Genomic DNA, 18768 nt, shown 5'->3' on the forward strand with positions numbered 1-18768 from the left:
CAATCATTCTTTAGGAATTCTAGGGTTTAGCGAATGACCTTTATATATCTTTTTCCAATCAATTGGTCTCTCCATTCTTCTCTCGGGTTCTTGTAACGATGAGAATCCGTATTGTTTATAGAGTTTGTGAGCATCATTTGTGCCGAGATTAAAACGTGTACCACTTAGCTGCGGATGTCCAGTAATAACATTAATCAACCATTTACTAAGACCTCGCCCCCGGTAATCAGGCAAAATAAACACATCACACAACCACGAAAACCGAACCAAATCGGAAATAACACGTGCAAAGCCAACGAGCTTCGCCTCACCATTTGATGAAACTTGTTCATACACACCATAACAAAGGATAGAGTTTTCTATTGCAATCGCCACAAGCTCCTTTGGCGTATCCTCTGACCACCAGTAGGATTCTTTGGTTAGGAAGGTGTGAATGGCATCTATATCGAGAAGTTGTTTGTCAGTGCTAATTGTGAAATTGTTTTGTGTGTAGGTTAGATTTTTCAAGGTGATTTTCTCCAATCCAATGAAATTATCCCTCAACTAAATATCTATATAACTTCTCTTCCACAGCATTTTCTAGGACAAGATCCATGTGAACGACCGGAAGATACCTTCCATCCTTACCTGGCATTGTGGTGTCATTAGCGCTACCTTCAGCACAGTAAGCAGTGCCTAGATAATAGAAGTCAGTTCCTTCGTCATTATCTTTTTTCACAAATACATGCAAATCAATATTATTTTCCTTTGCATGAATGATATCAATAACTTCCTTTGAAGAAGTTGTTCTTTTGCTACGCGTACTCCACCTTAGAACTTCTCTATTTAGAAATTCTTCGTTATAGCTAATACTCTCTTCAATATCGTCCTGCTTATGATATGTTACAAAAATGGGACAGGTTTGATGTTTCGTTTTGTATCCGTAGATTGTGGAGCTTTCATCATTTTCCCAGTTTAGTAGCTTACAAGCATCCTTACGTGAATACTTTTGATGTAAGCTGAGTGGTCTCTTATTGCTATATCTTTTATTTTTGATGCGAGCACTGCTAAGAACATCAACGAACAAATGCTTAAAATAAGCTTTTCTTTTTAAGCTTTCTCTAACATGTTCATTAAACATGTAGAAATCACCGGATACTTCAACTATTGCTCTATCTCCGTATTTCTTTCGATAGACTTGAGAGAAAAAGGATAGGTCTAAGTGACGTGCAACTGAGGCCAATGTAGCATTGTCTATTCTTATATCAAGTGAATCCATTTGTTGATCATAGTCAATATTAGATACTTTTTCATTAAGCATAAGCATTTCTAATAGCAATGTCTCATGAATTCTTTTTCCATTTAAAATTTCCTGAGAAAGCATTGTCAGCACTTGCTTCTCATACTCAGCTAACACTGGAACTTCCTCTTTCATCTTTAATAAAAAATCATAATAATTACTCTTCCCAACTAAAACATCCGGATCTACTGAATGATGCTCTAAGAAATCAATGAGATATGGGACACGGCCTAATCGATTTTTCAGCTCACTATAACCTCCCTTTAAAACTTTCATAGCGGATAGCTTACTATCATCAATTGCTTTGAAGATTCGACTCTTAGCAATGGCTTCAAAGTTAATCGTTGAGACTCCCTTTATATAGCTTGTATCCTTTGTTTTTCTTCTAATATTATCCTTGTTCAGAGATTGATCCCCTGATAAAGCAATAGGAATTAAGTAGTTTGTTTTATAGTTACCGATAAAATCAATAATTGTTACATAATCCTTTGAGTCATGCTTTCTTAACCCTCGACCAAGCTGCTGGATAAAAACGATACTTGATTCTGTCTGACGTAGCATGACAACTTGATTGACACAAGGAATATCAATACCTTCATTAAAAATATCTACGGTGATTAGATAATCTAATCTACCTGCTTCAAGATCCTTTACTCGTTGTTCTCGTTCAGCCTGCGAATGAGCGCCAGTTAATGCAGCGGTTTTATAACCGTATGTATTTAAAGCTTGAGACAAACTAGTGGTCTCTTCCTTACGACTGCAAAAGATTAACCCGTGAACCCTTTTTCCTGAAAAGCCATAATACTCTACCTTCTCAACTACATGCTTAACTCTTTCTTCGTTCACTAAATGATTAATTCCCGTTTGATCATCAATAACAGAACCATTAACCTCAAGTTCTGTAACACCAAAATAGTGGAAAGGACATAGCATCTCTTCTTCTAACGCTTCTTGGAGACGAATCTCATACGCAACATTATAATCAAATAGCTCATAAATATTAAAGTCATCGCTACGTTCTGGTGTTGCTGTCATCCCCATCAAAAACGTTGGCTCAAAATAATCCATCACTCTAAGATAGGATGCCGCCCCTGCTTTATGCACCTCATCAATCAAAATATAATCAAAATCATCCTTTGAGAAAGTAAATAACATCTCCGGTTTCGAAAGCGTCTGAACTGTTGCAAATAAATATTTCGCATCTGAATCTCTTTTTGAACCACTTAATAATCCAAATTCATGATCTAAACCACCAAGAACTCGCTTATAATCCTCCATTGCCTTCAACAGAATCTGCTCCCGATGGACTACAAATAACATTCTTTTAGGAGCGTATTTCCTTACATCAAAAGCAGAAAGATAGGTTTTACCTGTTCCTGTCGCAGAAATGATAAGTCCTTTGTCTTTTCCAGCTTCGCGAACTGCTTGTATTTCTGCTAAAGCAGCTTCCTGCATCTTGTTAGGTATAATTGATAGTGCTTCCTCAATAGTATTTGGATAAGCACTTGGCATTTCTATAACCTGTTGGATTTCTTGTTGCTGTTTAGCTAGATCATAATTTCTTTCGTATTCTCGAATCCAGCCTTCATTAAGTGGAATGGCCGATTCCCACACTTGCTCAAACTGACTCTTGAAATGGTGAATGATCTCTCCGTTTTCATGTGATGTTAACTTTACGTTCCATTCATAATTTACCTTTAAGGCATGTGCTGTTAAGTTAGAACTTCCTACAATAAGTGAATAGTGAGTATCCTTTTCAAAAATATAACCTTTTGCATGAAAGCCCTTTACGTTGGTAAGCTTTACTTCTACATTCTCAAGCTTCATAAGCTCTCGGAAAATCTTAGGCTGATTAAAGCTTAAATAAGTAGACGTCAAAATCTGTCCTGTAACGCCTTTCTCTTTAAGATCAAATAAAACAGACTTCAAAGTAGCCAGTCCGCTCTCAGTAATAAATGCCACAGAAAATAAAAAAGACCTACTACTCTCTAGTTCACTTAATAAAGTATCTAAGACACTTTTGTTCTCTATTGTTTGATTAACCAACAGCTCCGGATGAAAGTTAGTAACTCTCGTCTGATGTTGATCTACAAACCCTTTATGTAAAGAAGCTTCTAAATTCTCAAGGAAGTTATACATGCTGACCCTGCCTATCCACTAATTTAAAGTAAGTAATTAGCCTAACTTCTTAACAATATTCTCTATTGCTGGAACATCTGCTGGCGCCCAATCTAAGTCAGCTAGCTCATTTGCAGCTAACCATCTAATTTCACTATGCTCTGTTAGAACTGGTTCTCCAGACACTAATTCACAATAAAAGGTTGTTAAGTGCACAATGCCAAAATCATATTCATACTCAGTTGTTTCTATTTTATCGTTTATCTTAATCTCGCATTCCATTTCTTCTTGAATTTCGCGAGCGAGCGCTTCTTGAGGGGTTTCTCCTTTTTCTATTTTGCCACCAGGAAACTCCCATTTAAACGGTAATACCTTTGAATCACCACGCTGTGCACACAATATTAGATTATCCTTAACGATTACTGCTCCAACTACGTGAATATTTTTCTTCATCTTTTATTCCTTCTTTCCTTCTCTCTTAAGAATAATAGTAACACCTGACTTCATCACAAACGATGTCAGAATACAAATCGAATCCGCCTGATTGATTTGGTTTAATAGGTTTGGTCCTAGCTGCTGCGTAATTAACCGAATTTCAGTCATCAATGACCTCTTTTAAAAAGATTCGTTCCTCAAAGCCTCCACGCTTTTCTGCCTTTTGTTTACGAACTTGTTCAAGCTCTTTAACTGAACTATTATGTACAACAGTAAGTGAATGAATGACCTCCAAAACGTCTGCTAATTCCTCAATTGAATCGACATCGTTTGGAGCTTCTAAGTATTCCTGCATCTCTTCTTGAAGCTTTATACGCAGTTCTTTTAAGTATTGCTCATCAGAAAGAATATTTGTTGAAAGAGTCTTTCCTTCGCTTTTGATAATAGCAGGAATTTTATCACGAACTAGCTTATTGTAAATTGGCATAGCTATCTGTCTCCTTAAAGGTAGTGTTTGTATTTATTTTAGCATAATTACCCAGTTATGAGTGGTTGATTATTGAGAGATTCATCTACAAGGAAAAAGCCTTCTAGAGAACTCTCTAAAAGGCCATTGAATATTATTATCACGTCCCACAAAACGTCCGATACCCCTTACCTTCATCCCCAGGTCCATACTTATAATCTTCCTGCTCCACGCTATAAGCATACGGGTTATCCATCACTTTTAATAACTTCTTTAGAACCGTGTAATCTTTGTCCTCGACCGCAGCTGAAAGTGCTTCTTCTACTCTATGGTTACGTGGAATGACAGCTGGGTTATGGGTTTTCAAAAGCTGTTGTACTTCTTCCGGTGATTGTGGTTGTCTGGTCAGTCTATCCTTCCACTGCTCCTGCCAATCTGTGAAATCTTTTGAGCAGCTAAGAGATGATTCTTCAGATGGATCATTCAGTGTAAGCGCTCTGAATGTATTGGTGAAGTCAGCTTCAGTTGATTCCATGATGCCAAAAAGATGATCAATTAGCTCTTGATCTTTCTCTTCAATATTAAATAATCCAAGCTTCTTACTCATCCCGCCATACCATTCGTTGAGATAGATATTTTTGAAGTTTGCTAATTCTTCCTGAACGAGTTCAACGGCTTTATCTTGATCTTCATGAACAAGTGGTACAAGTGTTTCTGCGAGTCTTGCCAGGTTCCAGTTGGCGATATATGGCTGATTCCCATACGCGTAGCGTCCTTGAACATCGATGGAGCTGAACACCGTCTCCGGATTATATGTGTTCATAAATGCGCATGGACCATAATCAATCGTCTCACCGCTGATGGACATGTTATCTGTGTTCATGACACCGTGAATAAAACCAACGAGCTGCCATTTCGCAATGAGTGCGGCTTGTTTTTTTAATACTTCTTGAAACAATGCTAAATATGGGTTGTTCGCTTCTTTCACTTCAGGATAATGGCGCCAGATCGCATAGTCAGCAAGTGCCTTTATATTATCAGGTTCTCCAGTACCGGCTGCATATTGGAAAGTACCAACTCGGAGATGACTGGAAGCGACCCTCGTCATAATTGCACCTGGTAGTCCTATTTCACGAAGCACTAACTCCCCCGTAGTCACTACTGCTAAGCTACGTGTCGTTGGAATACCTAAGCCGTGCATTGCTTCACTGATGATATACTCTCTCAGCATCGGGCCAAGCGCAGCACGTCCGTCTCCACCTCTTGAAAAATTGGTACGTCCTGATCCCTTAAGCTGGATGTCAAACCGTTCTTTGTCCGGAGTGAGCTGTTCACCAATTAAAAGGGCACGCCCGTCACCTAGCATTGTTAAGTTTCCAAATTGATGACCTGCATAAGCCTGTGCCAGCGCATGTCCACCTTCTGGAAGCTTGTTTCCTGCGAATATAGAAGCTCCCTCTTCGTTCCTAAGCGCATCAGCATCAAGTCCAAGTTTTTTGGCCAATTGATCATTAAACAGAACAAGATTTGGGTCCTCCACGGGATTTAAATCAAATATCCGAAAAAAATCTTCCGGCAGCTTAGAATAACTGTTATCAAAATTCCAGCCGACATTGAGATGTGTACCATGTGTTGTCGTCATATCCATCTCCTTTAAAACGTATTTATGATTTGGTTCCTTATCTTAAAAGTAGGTTCCTCTTCATCTTAGCACAGGAGCTATCCAAAGAAAAAAATCCTGCCGTGATTGCAAATTAAAAAAAGGACAGCTCTATCTCATTAGATAGGCTGCCCTTTAATTCGTTACTCATTATTTTGATTCTGTATATATTTGAAAAGTCACACCAAACTTATCGGTAACATCTCCGAAAGCCGGGCTGAATGACGTTTCCTCGAGTGGCATATTAATATGCCCACCTTCGGCCAAGTCTGCAAAGATTCGTTTTGATTTCTCTGCATCATCTGATGTAATACATATGGTTACTTTTTTTCCTTCTTGAATAGAAGGTTCCGGTGTATCAGATAACATCAGCGAGGATTCCCCTACTTGAATAGCCGCATTTGCTATAAGGTCCTTCATTTCCGCTGGAGTACCTGGCATATCTGCATAAGTCATGATTCCAAGCACCTTTGCTTCCAACACTTTTTCATAGAACTGAATGGCTTCCCTTGCTTGTCCAGCTAAAGTGACATAGGGTGTTAGACTCAATGTCATCAATCATTCCTCCTATAGTGAATCTGTAATATGCTACTGCTTGTATTATAACCTGATTTGAGGACTCAAGACTTTATCTTTATGTAAAAAGCATTTCAAATATCTCAATACTCTGCGAACGCTATCTACTTTTTATCTTCATAGAAAATAATTCGGTTACTAAATGGATCAACCACCGTTACTTCCAGCGTGCCCCAAGGCGTTTCTTCAATACCTGGTTTCATATGTGGGTAATTCTTCTCAAGAAGCTTTTTTTGATATTGCTTTAATGACTTTTTCTGAATTCGAATAGAGCTTCCAGGCGAGGCATCACCATGATGCTCAGACAAATGAAGAACATCGCCCTCAGATGAAACTTGCACATACAATGGCATGTTGTCTTCGAATTGATGCGTCCAATCCAATTGTAATCCTAGAAAATCCAGATAAAATTCTTTTGCTTTCTCATAGTCAAAAATGCGCAATATCGGAATAATCATTTTCTTCATCCCCTTTCAATAACTTATGAGCTATATCAACATTTTAATCTTCCTTAAAAGCTGTTTTCCAGGTTCACGATTTACTGTACCCAAATCAAATCAAACTGAACCCTATAATTTTCCATACATAAAATTGGACATGTATAAATAAAGTGGAAAGGACAACTATCTATCAAGGGGGATTAGCGAGTGGACTTCCTGTATTATCTGCTTTTATTTGTTGCTAGCGCGATCCCTTTTATCGAGATCTTTACAACCATTCCAGTTAGCTTATTTTTACTTAAGCTTGACCCTACCTTAACGGCCATTATCTGTTTTAGTGGTAACGCATTGGGTATCATTGGTTTTGTAATCTTAGGCTCTACTTTAAAAAAGAGAGTCGTCTATTTATCTATGTCAGAAGTGGCTTCAAACAAAAAGGAGAAAAGTAAGAAGAAGAAAAAAGAATTACTAGAGAGAACCTTTAAACGTTTTGGGATCTTTGGGGTCGCCATCATCATCCCAATCCTCATTAGCTCCCATGCAGGCGTTTTGTTTCACCGTACTTTAGGGGTATCAAAGCTTGTCTTACTATTCTGGGTAGTTGCCGGTGTTGCCGTTTGGACAGTGGCTCTGACGGCTGCAAGTGTGTGGTTTCCATCATTAGTGACTTCGTTTTTTTCTATTTAAATAGAAAAGACTACCATTCATAACGGGTAGTCATTATACTTCAGGTAACACTTTATAATAGAGGGAGACTTTTTGGGTGCTCATTTCCTTAATGAAGCTTTCATACTGATCTATTGATCGAATAGCATTTTGATGGACCTGGCTATAAATTAGATCAGTTCTTCTGGCTTCCTTGCTTTGCTTTTCATGAAATGCATTGATTAACTTGCCGCTGCTTGATTCAAGTCCTTTTGTTAAGGAAAGATTGAATTGGTGCTGCATACTGTATAACTCCATCAAAATGAAGTTTATTTTCATCTTTTTCCCTGTGTAACTGGGATCCTCTTTAAATCTATGGTTCAATGTTACAACTCCAGTTTCTTCTGTAATCATCCTTGCCCCCCTGATAATTGAAAAATATTAGCTACTTCGTGATCTGCACCAAAAATCTCCTCAACACCATCTCTTATGGTCTCCAACATTACTCTTTGTTGCTCAAGTTGTTCTTGGATCATATTTGTCCAGGTTATATGTTCGGGAATAATTGGACCTGGTATTACTTCATTTACGTTAATTCTTTCAATAAGGCTAAGTTGCGGAGCAGAAGTACTACTAAGTAGAGCTTGATGTCCTCTTGGATTTGACTCCATTTCATTGTATTTACCAATAAGCTCCTGCTTCCGTTCACTAGTATCATCAATAACACCTTGCTCATAGTACTCCATAAATTTATGGGCGGATTCTATCTGTAACTCAATAGATTTCATTCCTTGATGGTAGGTTTCAACGACTTGTGTCAAATTTAACTTTATTTCGTTAGCTCCTTTACCAGTAGACAGATACATATCGTTACCTCGGTATGAAACCCCGTCTGGAGCAATTGCATTTAGCATTTCTTCGATACTGTGACTATGCGCAATATCAGATGAAACTTCACCTAGTTCTTCTGACAACGCATCTATATGTCCTAAAAGTTTATCTTTTTCACCTAACAGCATTATAACAAAAGCTACGTTATCCATTAAAATACTAAAAGCAGATCCTGCACTAAGTGAATGAGGATTATCTTTATAAAAATCTTCAGTAAATTCATAATCAACAATTTTTTGGAGCGACTCTGTTAAACCGTTTAATTCCTCAACGACTGTTTTTTTCGACTCTTCATTAATATAATTACCCTCAACTAAATAACTGAAAATCTCTTCTGACGAGTTATTTAACCCGTCTATAGTATCCATTGCTGGACCTAAATTTCTCTGAATGTCTTTGATTTGATTTAGAATTTCAATTGCATCACCTGTATTAGAAATTGCATCAGGCACCTTACCCATTATTTGCATTATTAAATCGTTACTCATATTTGTCATTTGCGCAGTTATTGTTCTTCCTGAGGAATTTAGCTCTTCAAAAGTAACTAGTTCTTCGAAATCCTTCGCTAAAGCATTAATATCACTTATAATATTTTTATTTACTCCAGTCATCTCTTCAAACACATCTGAGGCTCCATCAATTCCGTTTTCCACATAAGCATCAGCTGGTGGAATTAAGATTTCCTGCCATTTTGCTATTTCTTCATCGGGGATATCTGAAAATAGTTCTGTCAATCCAGATACATCTGAGTTTGTTACAATGACATTATCTTCTCCTACCGTAACAAAACCTCTTATGTTTTGCATTATTGCGTAAAGGGGATCGTTGCTTGAACGAAGCTGATAAATAGCTCCTGTATCAATTTGTTCTTTGATGTATTCAAGTGCAAATTTTTCGAGTTCATCTTTGGGTATGCTATATACTCCGAGTTCGTCCAATCGTGATATCGAAAATTCTTGATTTACTTTTTGTGTAAACAGACTATCCTCATCATAAAGTTGATAAATACTTATTTGAGCTCCATTTACACCGTAAATTTTATCAAAATCGTTTCTAAACACTTGTGCAGTTAAATTATTATTATTAGCCAATGAATGTCCCAATGAGATAGCAAGTGAATTCTCAACATCGACATCTAATTTTTCTTGTGCTTCATATAAAAATGCATTGGTATCATGAGCTTGCGATGCATCCCTTCCTAAAAATAAACCATAGCCATTGTATGACCAATCCCCAGAATCGTTTGATCCTTGAGATATAATATATAATTGATCAATTCCTTTTTCTTCGTTTAAAAAATGTATAGCGGTACCATCATAACTAGAGTCTATACTATCACTTTCATTAGAGTTAAAAATAGTCATATCTGCGGGTATGTTTTCCCCCATTTCCTCCAGATATATTCTTTCAACTTCAGTTTGAAACTCTTTATTTGTCATTCCATTCTTCATCTGATATTCCAATTGTGTTATTCGCAGCCAAACCTCCTTTTCTTCGAGTAATTCTTTATTCTTCATTACTGTTTCCTCCTGAGTCTGTCTCTTTTAGATAATTTATGGACTTTACCCACTCAAGCACAAACTCCTCTTCTTTTTCTAAGTTCAATTCACAATTATCTTGTTCTTTATCTAAGCATGATGATATGTATGAAAACTGAGTGGCTTGAGGCTTATCATCTTCTTTAACTTTAAAACCTATTACATAAATCTCATTTCCATGTTCAGTCTCTCTTATTAAAGAACCGTAGTGAATGATAGCACCTTCATGTTCTAATTCTTTCCAATCATCCGCGTAACCCCATTTTTCTCCATGCGCATCCAGACTTCTATCTGGGTAATTTGCAATCCCATTAAGAAAATATTCAAAATCCGCAATATATCCTTTATTTTCAGCATTACTTTCATAAGCAAATCGTACCTTATCATAATGATCACCATCAGACCCAGATCCATTCTTCAAAAACACTGCCTCCTCTGGAAACCACATGGTATACGCTCCTATAGGTGATTCCATTAAATAAAACCCTTCTTCCTCAGGTTCAGTTGAGACCATTAGCTCCCTGGATGCTTCATCTTGAAAGGCTTGAATTTGCGGTAGTTCTTCCGGGTTCATTTCTGATGGTTTTTTAGATTCATCTCCACCTGTATTATCCATATCCCCACATCCTCCAATTAGAAATAAAGTGAATAATAATATAATTGCATGTAATTTTTTCATCGAGTCAACTCCTTATTTCCCTATACCCATTCAATATAATTTCTAACATATAATTGAAATTTTTGTAACAAACTAAAGTCCTTGTGATAATATGACTAGTAATTGATGTAGTTGTTTTGAAATAGTATGTAACTTGAAATGGATGGCTTGAAGTAAAATTTATAGGGGGCTGAGAATGTCAATTAAAAAGATGTTTTTCATTAGCATAGGCTTAGCTTTACTATCGGTTTTTGTTTTTCCACCATTTGAAGAGATTACTGAGGAGGGTGTGACGTATTCATATGGTGCTCCCATAGAATTTATGATTTACCAGAGCTTTGAAGGCGAAGAACCTACCTACTGGCAATTGATTACTTTTGATCGTACATACATGCATATATTCCTATTTATAAATTGTGTCACCGCTATCTTTGTCATCCTACTTTTTATTAAATTGCTTGATGAAAAGCGCAGAAAACGTAAAGTGAGTGCTCGTGAAGAAGAGCAATAGAAACCTATTTAAATACTTTGACATGCTACTATTCTTCAGATAAATGGGTATAGATAGAGAAATGATTAGTTAGGAGGCTTGCAAATGAAAAAGCAATGGTTTCTGATTACAAGCATTGTCCTTTCCATCCTTTCGATTTTTGTCATGCCGTCTTCTGAAAAGGTAACGGGAAATGGGGTCACATTTTCCTATGGATTCCCGGTACGTTTTGTTGAATATTTCAGTATTGAAGGAGTGGAGCCAGCTAGATGGGAATTACTTAATATAACCCGATCACTTACTGACTTAGGTGCCTTCGCGGTGTGCGTTGCTATTCTCTACTTATTCTTTCTCTTCATTAACTACCTTATTAATAAGCTACTGAATAACCGCCAGAATAAATCACAGGCTGAAAGAAATTAACTAATCCATAGGTTTTACAGAAATAAAGGTAATTAACAGGATCTCCTCAAGAATCAGCAAATCTTGCTTATGTATTATTAATTGGGCATCTCCTAAAAAGATTGCTCCGTCATAAGATGACGTTACAACCTGTTCACCTGCCTCATTAGTCATTTCAATGGTTTTACTTCCTAAGTCACTTATAATGGTGAAGGTCTGGTTCTCAGTAACATAAGAATATTTGGGGTGTAATTTAATCTTAGATTCATTAATGAGTGTACCTAGTTTCTTATTGTTATCTTTATGTATAGTCCACCTTTGTTTGAATAAGGTCTTTCTGACACTTTTAGCTCTTAATTCAATGATGTCTTTTTGGCCAGCAAGTATACATTGATAATTTGATTTATCTATGAGAGAAAGATGTCGATCAAATAGCTCATCCACTTTTGTTTTATAATATAACTGGAGCCTACCAATATCACTATTTGATGAGTCTCTTATCTGAATTGGTTTTATAGATCTTCTTAATTTAGGCAAGGTAAATGAATAATGATTGTTCATTATGTATCCCCTTCTTCCTTTTTATCTGGCATACTATAGTAGCTTACATACTCAGTAATAGAAAAGGTGAAATGATGTTATCCTTACTATCTAAATTACAAAATGCTTTTGATGAAATGAATGTAACATGGGCCGTTGGCGGTTCTTTGATGCTGCAGCTACGAGGATTATCTACAATACCCAATGATATTGATTTATTAGTTACTGAGGAAGATGCTCCTAAGCTCATACAACAATTAAACTCTATTGGAACACCTCTTGAAATGCCTAAAAAACAAACCGTTTTGACTTCTTCTACTTTTGCCAAGTATGATTTTGACGGAGTAGGCGTTGATGTAATGGTCAACTTTGGAGTAAAGCATGAAAAAGGGACCTATATTTGTCTATTAGATCACGACTCTATTTCTGATAATCCCATGACAAGCGGGCACGCTTACCCACTTAGTGCGCTTGAAGATTGGTATGTTCTATATTTACTTATGCCTAATCGAGAGAGTAAGGTGGCTTTGATTGAGAAGCATTTTATGAAAGAGGGCATTAGAAAACCTCATTTGTTTGAAAGAGCGTTACGGCAGCCATTACCTGAGCATGTTGAATTAAAAATTTTTGAGATGCTTGGATTACCTTAGAAGGGTTTACTTATTGCTTTATTATTAAAAGTTCAGTCGATGTATTCTCCAATCGGCACCAAATACATTGATTTAAAATTCTCATGAGTGCTAAGTTCGTTAGCTACGTCATCCTTAAACCCTCCTATGGGTGCAACGGCCAATTCTAAAGTGGATGCTACTAGCATGATATTTTGCATCATATGTCCTGCTTCAAGAAGGCTAAAACGATAGCCTCTCTCACCATAATGTTGGCAAGCTCTATCAAGATCTGATCCAAGGACTAAACATACATTAAAGTCGATATCTTCTTGAACAAAAGCTTTTTTTAATTCCTGGTACTCGCCTAGCCATGCAATCCTATGGTGTTCTGGTATATATTCATACAAGCCAGATTTCACTCCACCTAAATCCTTAATTGCTACCAAACATTTAATTGTATAAAGCTCACCAGCTGATGGAAACATTCTTCTATCCTCAAACATACCTATTGACCATTTTAAAAGTGTTCCTAATTTAAGAGCATCTAACGTTTTGCTTACTCTCATTTCTTTTGATGATTTTCGGCTGTTTAAGGCATCCATTAAATGATTGTCTAACTGTATGTAGTCAAGTTGAATTGTTCTTAAAAAAGTATTTTCTAGTTTTTCAATTACTCGATTTTCAGGTTTTTTAATAGGTGGCCAGTTTGATTGGTTATGATAAGTTTGAAAGTAATTAGTCATTATGTCCTCCATGAGCTACATATTATGTCCAAGTAAATTGAACACAACAAATAGGTAAATTTAAAATCTGTCTGAATTGCTTAAAAGAGAGTTATTTTAACCCTTATATTAAAACTTTAAATCTAGAAGTAACAAACAAGTTAGGAATTTAAAGAACCGAACAATTCAGTCACAGCCCCTCTATATCTTGATCAGGTAAATCATCTTTAGTCACTACAAATGTCCAAATGTTTGGTTCTGTAATTGATAGTACTTTACCCTGATAAATGAATTCTCCAAACCATTCTCCTTCAATATGAAATTCTGCTCGTTCACGATTAGCTTCAACAACCCTTTCTTCAGCGTTTTCCCAATAGATCCCCCCACCTCTTTCATAACCAGAAGAGATATCCTCTACATGTAAGACATCACTCTCTGAATAGAATGTCAGCCAAATATTTCGATGTAGCCCGTAGTCCTCCGTACCTTGATAAGTAGAGTCTAAATGTAAGTAATACAAATCTGTTGGTGCTGCATCAGTTGAAGCGGTCAATCCATGACGAACGTGGATAAACTCAAAGCTACTATGCCCCTCTTCTTGCTCCTCTTCTTTAAATTCCCGAACATAGGATAAGATTGCCTCAATTTTATCCCTTTCAAGATTAGCGATCCTTTCCGGGTCTCTATCACCAATTTCATCAATTTGTATCTCAATTCCATACTCCTGTTCAAGCTCTTCCACTTCATTTTCAAGTTGGTTGCAGCCAACTAAAGTGAAAGATAACAGCAATGCAGTTGAATAGTTGATTCTTTTAGTCATTTGTAAGCCCCTTTATGTGTGTGTCTAAAGAACCATACCCAATTTTTTCAAGGAGCTAACTACTTTTTGTACATATGATTAGTATGCAAATGTGTTGGGGTAGAATTTTTGAGCATCCCAGAAAAGAATCCCGATATTAAATCTTAATGCTGCTCAAATGTTCATGAATAAGCTTCCACTCTCCATTAATAAGCTTAAAAACGTTAGTCGCCCTTCCATTACCAGTAACAAATTTACCTTCTATATAACCTTGATAATGATAGGTATATATACAAGTTGCACTCTCTGTATCCGCTGTTAACCAGGTTACGTCCCTCGCAGAATAGATTTCATCCTTTATGTAATTCCAACTATTATTGAAGTATTGTTCAATTGTTTCCATCGAATCACATGTCTGATTACTAAACCAATACATAGCCTCTGGATGGAGAAGTTTTTCTACCTCTTTAAAGTTGTGAGTGTTGGTTGCTTTAATGTAGGCATCTAAAATATGGTTCAATGTAACTCTCTCCTTTCAATTTTTTTATTAGTTGCTCCGAATTAAGGCAACCACAGCTTCGTATAATCAACATGTCCTAATGAGTAATGTGTGGCATCTTGAATAAGTGGATCGATGGTTCTTGTAATGATTGGATGGTAGAGGAAAATGAGATGTTTTTGCTCTCTTAAAAAAGTTTCTATCTCTATGATTATTTTCTCTCTTTCAATTGATGATGGAGCTTCTTGATATAATTGTAATTGATTATTCACGAATGCCTTTGCTTCTCCATGCAACATTTTCATCATAAAAAGATGTTCATTTTTGAAGGCACTGATAAAAGCAAGCTGTCTATCATACGAAAACACCATATTCATGAGTAAGATATCAATTTGATTCGTGATTTCCGGGTTATAAAAATCCTTATGTGAGATCGGGGTTAATATAAGATTTATGCCAAAGCGTTGAGCCTCTCTACATAACCACTTTGCTTCCTCGCTTGTACGCTCGTTATAAAGAAACCCCACCCTAAGCTCTTCACCGTTATAATGTGCTAGCTGTAATAATGTTGAGACGAGCTGTTGATTTTTTTCTAAATGTGTTGAGCGTAGATCACTAAAGCTACTTGCTTCCATAACCTCTAAATCTAATTCTCTGATGATCTTTGGTACATCAATCAGATGATAGAGTGCATTTCTTAGATTTTGGTCGCGTAGGCTTTGATTGTCCTGTTGATTAAATAATAGGAATACCATCCCGAGGTCTTGTAATGTATGGGCTGTGGGATGAATCTGTTCTGATTTTGGATCTGCTTGAAGGTAAAGTAAATTTGCTGCATCCTTTGAAACAGCGTGGAAGTGAATTTCGTCAATAAACGGGCGTTCTTTAAAATAATGTTCAAAGGCTTGAAGGATGATCTTCGTTTTTGTACGTTCTTTTAACATAAAAGCCCCTGTCCCAACCCACTCAAATTCATTAAAAGCAATGCCCACAGGAAGAACACAAAAGGCTGGTGACGATAATAGATGTAAAAAGAGCGTGTTTTTCTTATTCAAATGAAAGCTCACTTTATATGGAGTCTCACATACAACCTTCTCAATATTTTCAGCTAACCAAGAGTAAGCCTTACTTCTGGTCTGAAGTCGTTTGACTGTATGAGCAATATCCGCGCTACTAAGCTTATCCATGTTATGAAAATGAACATCTTTCCGGAGATAAAATGTATAAAGCTTTCCTGAATCATCTACTGAAAAATGGTGAGCCAGATGGGGAATGATTTGTTTAGTCTTAGCATCATAGCGAACTAATGTGTCACCTAAATGCTGTGTTAGGTGTACTTCTAATGCAATTGAAACGTGCAATGGATCAAGCGTTGATACCTCTCTAGACTTAAATGTATATAGAATGTCTCTTGCATTTTCACTGCGTTTAAAGCCTAACAACTGCTGAACTTCTTCAGAAACATGAATAATCCATGACCTTGGTATAGGCAGCCTAAGTATAAATGCGATGCGATCAAGATTCTCAAGCTCTATGTTTCTTTTACAGTACTCTTCAATTTCCTCTTTAAATAAACGACTGTAAACTAGTTTGGATGAATTTCCTCTGCCCTTCCCCGGAATGTAATGAAAGTAACCATCTGCCTCTAACTGCTTAAGTACTCGCTTCACATTTCTCTTGGAACAGAACCAAACCTTTTCAACTTCCTCATGTGTGAATTCAACTTTGAGATGCTTTTCTTTACTATAGAAGGTTGACCTTAAAAGTAAGTATTTCTCTTCCAACCCATTCACCTCTCTAAAAGGGGACATAATCACCTTAACTCTACCCTTTTTTCCTCTTTTAGGAAAGGAGAAAATAAATTGAATACATTTGTGTGGAGAGGGGACATTTAAGTTGGATCAAACAACTATTTTTCAAAATCGTAATTTGATCTTTTATTTTCTTGGGACCATCCTATTTAAACTTGGTGATAAAGTTTATTTGATCGCAATCCCATGGCTCGTTTATGATTTAACACAATCCTCATCAATTATGGGTTCAATGTTTCTGTTTCAAACTCTGCCACTAATCATTATTTCACCCATAGCAGGTATAATGGCAGATAGGTTTCCTCGAAAAAAAATAATGATCTATTGTGCAATTATTCAAGGATGTTTGGTTCTTCTTATTCCTATTTTGTATAGAGCCGACATGCTCGCAATTCCTTTTATTTTTCTTCTTGGCTTTCTCATTGCAAGTGCAGGAGCCTGCTTTAATGTGACCAACGGCACAATTATTCCTCAGTTATTTACGAAAGATCAGCTCATGCGTGTTAATTCATTTTTTCAATTTATTGACACCAGTTCTGTATTCTTTGGAAGTATGATAGCAGGATTGTTGATTAGTACGATTGGAATCTATGCTGTTTTTATTGTGATTGGTTGCTCCTACTTTCCAATTATTATTTCATTAATAATGATCACTCTGATACATAAAATGGATCAGCAAACCCGCACAACGAGCTGGCAATCTCTAAAAGATGGTGCTATGTATTTATGGAACCTTACTATCTTGCGCTCATTAACGTGGTTAGTATTAGTTGTTAATATAGCAAATGGTGCCCTGGTTAGTATGTTAGTCTTTTTCTCACGGGATGAACTTGGCATGACTTCACATGAATTAGGTTGGGTATATGGTGGTGCAGCGGTTGCTCAAATTGCTGGTATTTTGCTTGTTAATCTTATAAATAAAAGAAATAACCCATTACAACTTATGGTAATCACTCTTAGTATTAGTGCATTTGGTATTATTGGAACGGCGTTAAGCTGGGATTGGATTAGTCTCATGATTTTTATTGCGATACAAAGTGCTCCTGTTATCATGTTTAATGTATTAAATAAAACATTTAGGCAGCAGGTTGTTCCAAGTTACATATTAGGTAGGGTGAATGGAATGATGATGATGATTGGTCTTGCCTCTTTACCATTAGCTGGTTTCCTGACAGGAATGATGTCTGAAGTTGTTAACATACGTTGGATTTTTGTTACGCTTGGACTGGTTTCTTTATATACTATTTTTCGCTTTAGAACTTTAGGAACACAAATTGTGAAAACGACTTTTGAGTAAAGTGTGATACCCTTAATGAGTAGGGAGGGAATCGCTTGAAGAATATCACGCATAAACAACCAAAAACACTATTAAACAAAGGTTCTGGCTTTTTAAAAGGCTACAGTCATTCCCTCAACCCCTATGCAGGTTGTGCCTTTGCCTGTTCCTATTGCTATGTACGAAAGTTACCAGTGCAAACCTTCCGTTCTGAGGATTGGGGTACATGGGTCGATGTGAAGACTGGCGCTGCAGAAGTATTACGTAAAGAGTTAATTCGTGAGCAGAAAAAAGGTCCTGTCAGCATTTTTATGTCTTCAAGTACCGATCCTTATCAGCCTCTTGAGCATAAAGAACAAATTACTCGCTCCTTATTAATTGCGATGTCTGAGTTACAACCTGATTTTCTATTTGTGCAAACGAGAAGCCCCTTAGTTACAAGAGACATAGATTTATTAAAACAGCTAGGTGACCGTGTCCGTGTCAGCATGACCATCGAAACGGACTCCGATGATATGCGAAAACACTTCTCTCCGCAAGCTCCTCCCATTCAAGCGAGACTTCGCTCATTAGGAGAGCTTACTGAGGCTGGTATTGCGACGCAAGCTACCATTGCTCCATTGTTGCCGAGCAGTAGAGATTTTGCCAATGCTCTTGCTAAGGTGACAGACCGAGTATGTGTGGATGATTTCTTTATGGGGGATGGGAGTGGCGGTAGACGAACTGAAAAACTGAAAATATATGAGAAATATCAGGATATCGAGATGGAGAAATGGTATCAGCGTGACGCCTACAAGAAGTTGGTTAGACGTTTAGAGAAGGTTTTTGATAAAAATCAAATTTATATTAGCCAGGATGGATTTATGCCATGAGTCGGTTTTATGTTGCGACCTTTCCCATTTTAGAACGTAG

22 protein-coding genes are annotated in these 18768 nt (G+C 36.9%); 6 read left to right on the plus strand and 16 right to left on the minus strand.

Features of this window, described 5'->3' with window-relative positions; translation table 11 throughout:
* Nucleotides 1-3: 3 nt before the first annotated feature.
* From FN960_RS14635 to FN960_RS14665, 8 genes are all read right to left on the minus strand, one after another.
* Nucleotides 4-507 (minus strand): GNAT family N-acetyltransferase, encoded by a 504-nt coding sequence (locus FN960_RS14635; RefSeq protein ID WP_143849509.1) that lies wholly within the window; start codon nucleotides 505-507, stop codon nucleotides 4-6.
* Between the two features lie 25 nt (nucleotides 508-532).
* Nucleotides 533-3418 (minus strand): DEAD/DEAH box helicase, encoded by a 2886-nt coding sequence (locus tag FN960_RS14640; RefSeq protein ID WP_143849511.1) that lies wholly within the window; start codon nucleotides 3416-3418, stop codon nucleotides 533-535.
* Between the two features lie 36 nt (nucleotides 3419-3454).
* Nucleotides 3455-3850, minus strand: coding sequence for a (deoxy)nucleoside triphosphate pyrophosphohydrolase (locus FN960_RS14645; RefSeq protein ID WP_143849512.1), 396 nt, complete (start codon nucleotides 3848-3850; stop codon nucleotides 3455-3457).
* 3 nt (nucleotides 3851-3853) lie between these two features.
* Nucleotides 3854-4000: a phospholipase D-like domain-containing protein gene (locus FN960_RS22865; RefSeq protein ID WP_185971048.1), complete on the minus strand. Its 147-nt coding sequence runs from the start codon at nucleotides 3998-4000 to the stop codon at nucleotides 3854-3856.
* Nucleotides 3993-4319, minus strand: coding sequence for a nucleoside triphosphate pyrophosphohydrolase (locus FN960_RS14650; protein WP_143849515.1), 327 nt, complete (start codon nucleotides 4317-4319; stop codon nucleotides 3993-3995). Before FN960_RS14650 ends, FN960_RS22865 begins: the two co-directional genes overlap by 8 nt.
* A 139-nt stretch (nucleotides 4320-4458) precedes the next feature.
* Complete coding sequence (locus FN960_RS14655) at nucleotides 4459-5940, minus strand: protein adenylyltransferase SelO (protein WP_143849517.1); 1482 nt, start codon at nucleotides 5938-5940, stop codon at nucleotides 4459-4461.
* A gap of 168 nt (nucleotides 5941-6108) precedes the next feature.
* Nucleotides 6109-6513 carry a VOC family protein gene (locus tag FN960_RS14660; protein WP_143849519.1) on the minus strand — a complete coding sequence of 135 codons (405 nt, stop codon included), beginning with the start codon at nucleotides 6511-6513 and terminating at the stop codon, nucleotides 6109-6111.
* Between the two features lie 125 nt (nucleotides 6514-6638).
* Complete coding sequence (locus FN960_RS14665) at nucleotides 6639-6992, minus strand: glyoxalase superfamily protein (RefSeq protein WP_143849520.1); 354 nt, start codon at nucleotides 6990-6992, stop codon at nucleotides 6639-6641.
* A gap of 189 nt (nucleotides 6993-7181) precedes the next feature.
* Between FN960_RS14665 and FN960_RS14670 the strand changes: the two genes are divergently transcribed.
* Entirely contained in the window at nucleotides 7182-7661 is a 480-nt protein-coding gene (locus FN960_RS14670) for a small multi-drug export protein (protein ID WP_143849521.1), read from the plus strand.
* Between the two features lie 33 nt (nucleotides 7662-7694).
* Here FN960_RS14670 and FN960_RS14675 read toward each other — a convergent pair whose 3' ends face one another.
* From FN960_RS14675 to FN960_RS14685, 3 genes are read right to left on the minus strand one after another with little or no spacing between them, the layout of a single operon-like run.
* Nucleotides 7695-8033 (minus strand): hypothetical protein, encoded by a 339-nt coding sequence (locus FN960_RS14675; RefSeq protein ID WP_143849522.1) that lies wholly within the window; start codon nucleotides 8031-8033, stop codon nucleotides 7695-7697.
* On the minus strand, nucleotides 8030-10027 hold the full coding sequence (locus FN960_RS14680; RefSeq protein ID WP_143849524.1) for a DUF6792 domain-containing protein: 1998 nt from the start codon (nucleotides 10025-10027) through the stop codon (nucleotides 8030-8032). The genes FN960_RS14675 and FN960_RS14680 overlap by 4 nt, the downstream gene beginning before the upstream one ends.
* Complete coding sequence (locus tag FN960_RS14685) at nucleotides 10017-10727, minus strand: YvcA-related protein (RefSeq protein WP_143849526.1); 711 nt, start codon at nucleotides 10725-10727, stop codon at nucleotides 10017-10019. Before FN960_RS14685 ends, FN960_RS14680 begins: the two co-directional genes overlap by 11 nt.
* A 175-nt stretch (nucleotides 10728-10902) precedes the next feature.
* Here FN960_RS14685 and FN960_RS14690 point away from each other — a divergent pair, with 175 nt between their 5' ends.
* On the plus strand, nucleotides 10903-11217 hold the full coding sequence (locus FN960_RS14690) for a hypothetical protein (RefSeq protein WP_143849528.1): 315 nt from the start codon (nucleotides 10903-10905) through the stop codon (nucleotides 11215-11217).
* An 84-nt stretch (nucleotides 11218-11301) separates the two neighbouring features.
* Nucleotides 11302-11619, plus strand: coding sequence for a hypothetical protein (locus tag FN960_RS14695; protein WP_143849530.1), 318 nt, complete (start codon nucleotides 11302-11304; stop codon nucleotides 11617-11619).
* Here FN960_RS14695 and FN960_RS14700 read toward each other — a convergent pair whose 3' ends face one another.
* Nucleotides 11620-12159, minus strand: coding sequence for a tubby C-terminal domain-like protein (locus FN960_RS14700; RefSeq protein WP_143849531.1), 540 nt, complete (start codon nucleotides 12157-12159; stop codon nucleotides 11620-11622).
* 71 nt (nucleotides 12160-12230) lie between these two features.
* Here FN960_RS14700 and FN960_RS14705 point away from each other — a divergent pair, with 71 nt between their 5' ends.
* The gene (locus FN960_RS14705; RefSeq protein ID WP_143849532.1) at nucleotides 12231-12788 is read left to right on the plus strand and encodes a nucleotidyltransferase domain-containing protein; all 558 of its coding nucleotides are present in this window, start codon (nucleotides 12231-12233) and stop codon (nucleotides 12786-12788) included.
* Nucleotides 12789-12820: 32 nt separating this feature from the next.
* Here FN960_RS14705 and FN960_RS14710 read toward each other — a convergent pair whose 3' ends face one another.
* From FN960_RS14710 to FN960_RS14725, 4 genes are all read right to left on the minus strand, one after another.
* Nucleotides 12821-13492 (minus strand): SagB family peptide dehydrogenase, encoded by a 672-nt coding sequence (locus FN960_RS14710; protein WP_185971049.1) that lies wholly within the window; start codon nucleotides 13490-13492, stop codon nucleotides 12821-12823.
* Nucleotides 13493-13661: 169 nt separating this feature from the next.
* Nucleotides 13662-14291, minus strand: a complete 630-nt coding sequence (locus FN960_RS14715) for a hypothetical protein (RefSeq protein ID WP_143849534.1) — start codon at nucleotides 14289-14291, stop codon at nucleotides 13662-13664.
* Nucleotides 14292-14427: 136 nt separating this feature from the next.
* Nucleotides 14428-14790 carry a YybH family protein gene (locus FN960_RS14720; protein ID WP_143849535.1) on the minus strand — a complete coding sequence of 121 codons (363 nt, stop codon included), beginning with the start codon at nucleotides 14788-14790 and terminating at the stop codon, nucleotides 14428-14430.
* Nucleotides 14791-14831: 41 nt separating this feature from the next.
* Entirely contained in the window at nucleotides 14832-16580 is a 1749-nt protein-coding gene (locus FN960_RS14725; protein ID WP_260682029.1) for an ABC transporter substrate-binding protein, read from the minus strand.
* Between the two features lie 85 nt (nucleotides 16581-16665).
* Between FN960_RS14725 and FN960_RS14730 the strand changes: the two genes are divergently transcribed.
* Nucleotides 16666-17877 (plus strand): MFS transporter, encoded by a 1212-nt coding sequence (locus FN960_RS14730; protein ID WP_185971051.1) that lies wholly within the window; start codon nucleotides 16666-16668, stop codon nucleotides 17875-17877.
* Between the two features lie 35 nt (nucleotides 17878-17912).
* Nucleotides 17913-18728, plus strand: coding sequence for an SPL family radical SAM protein (locus tag FN960_RS14735; RefSeq protein ID WP_143849540.1), 816 nt, complete (start codon nucleotides 17913-17915; stop codon nucleotides 18726-18728).
* Nucleotides 18729-18768 lie beyond the last annotated feature (40 nt).

This window comes from Alkalicoccobacillus porphyridii, from assembly GCF_007293315.1.
In the GTDB taxonomy this organism is placed as follows: domain Bacteria; phylum Bacillota; class Bacilli; order Bacillales; family Bacillaceae_D; genus Alkalicoccobacillus; species Alkalicoccobacillus porphyridii.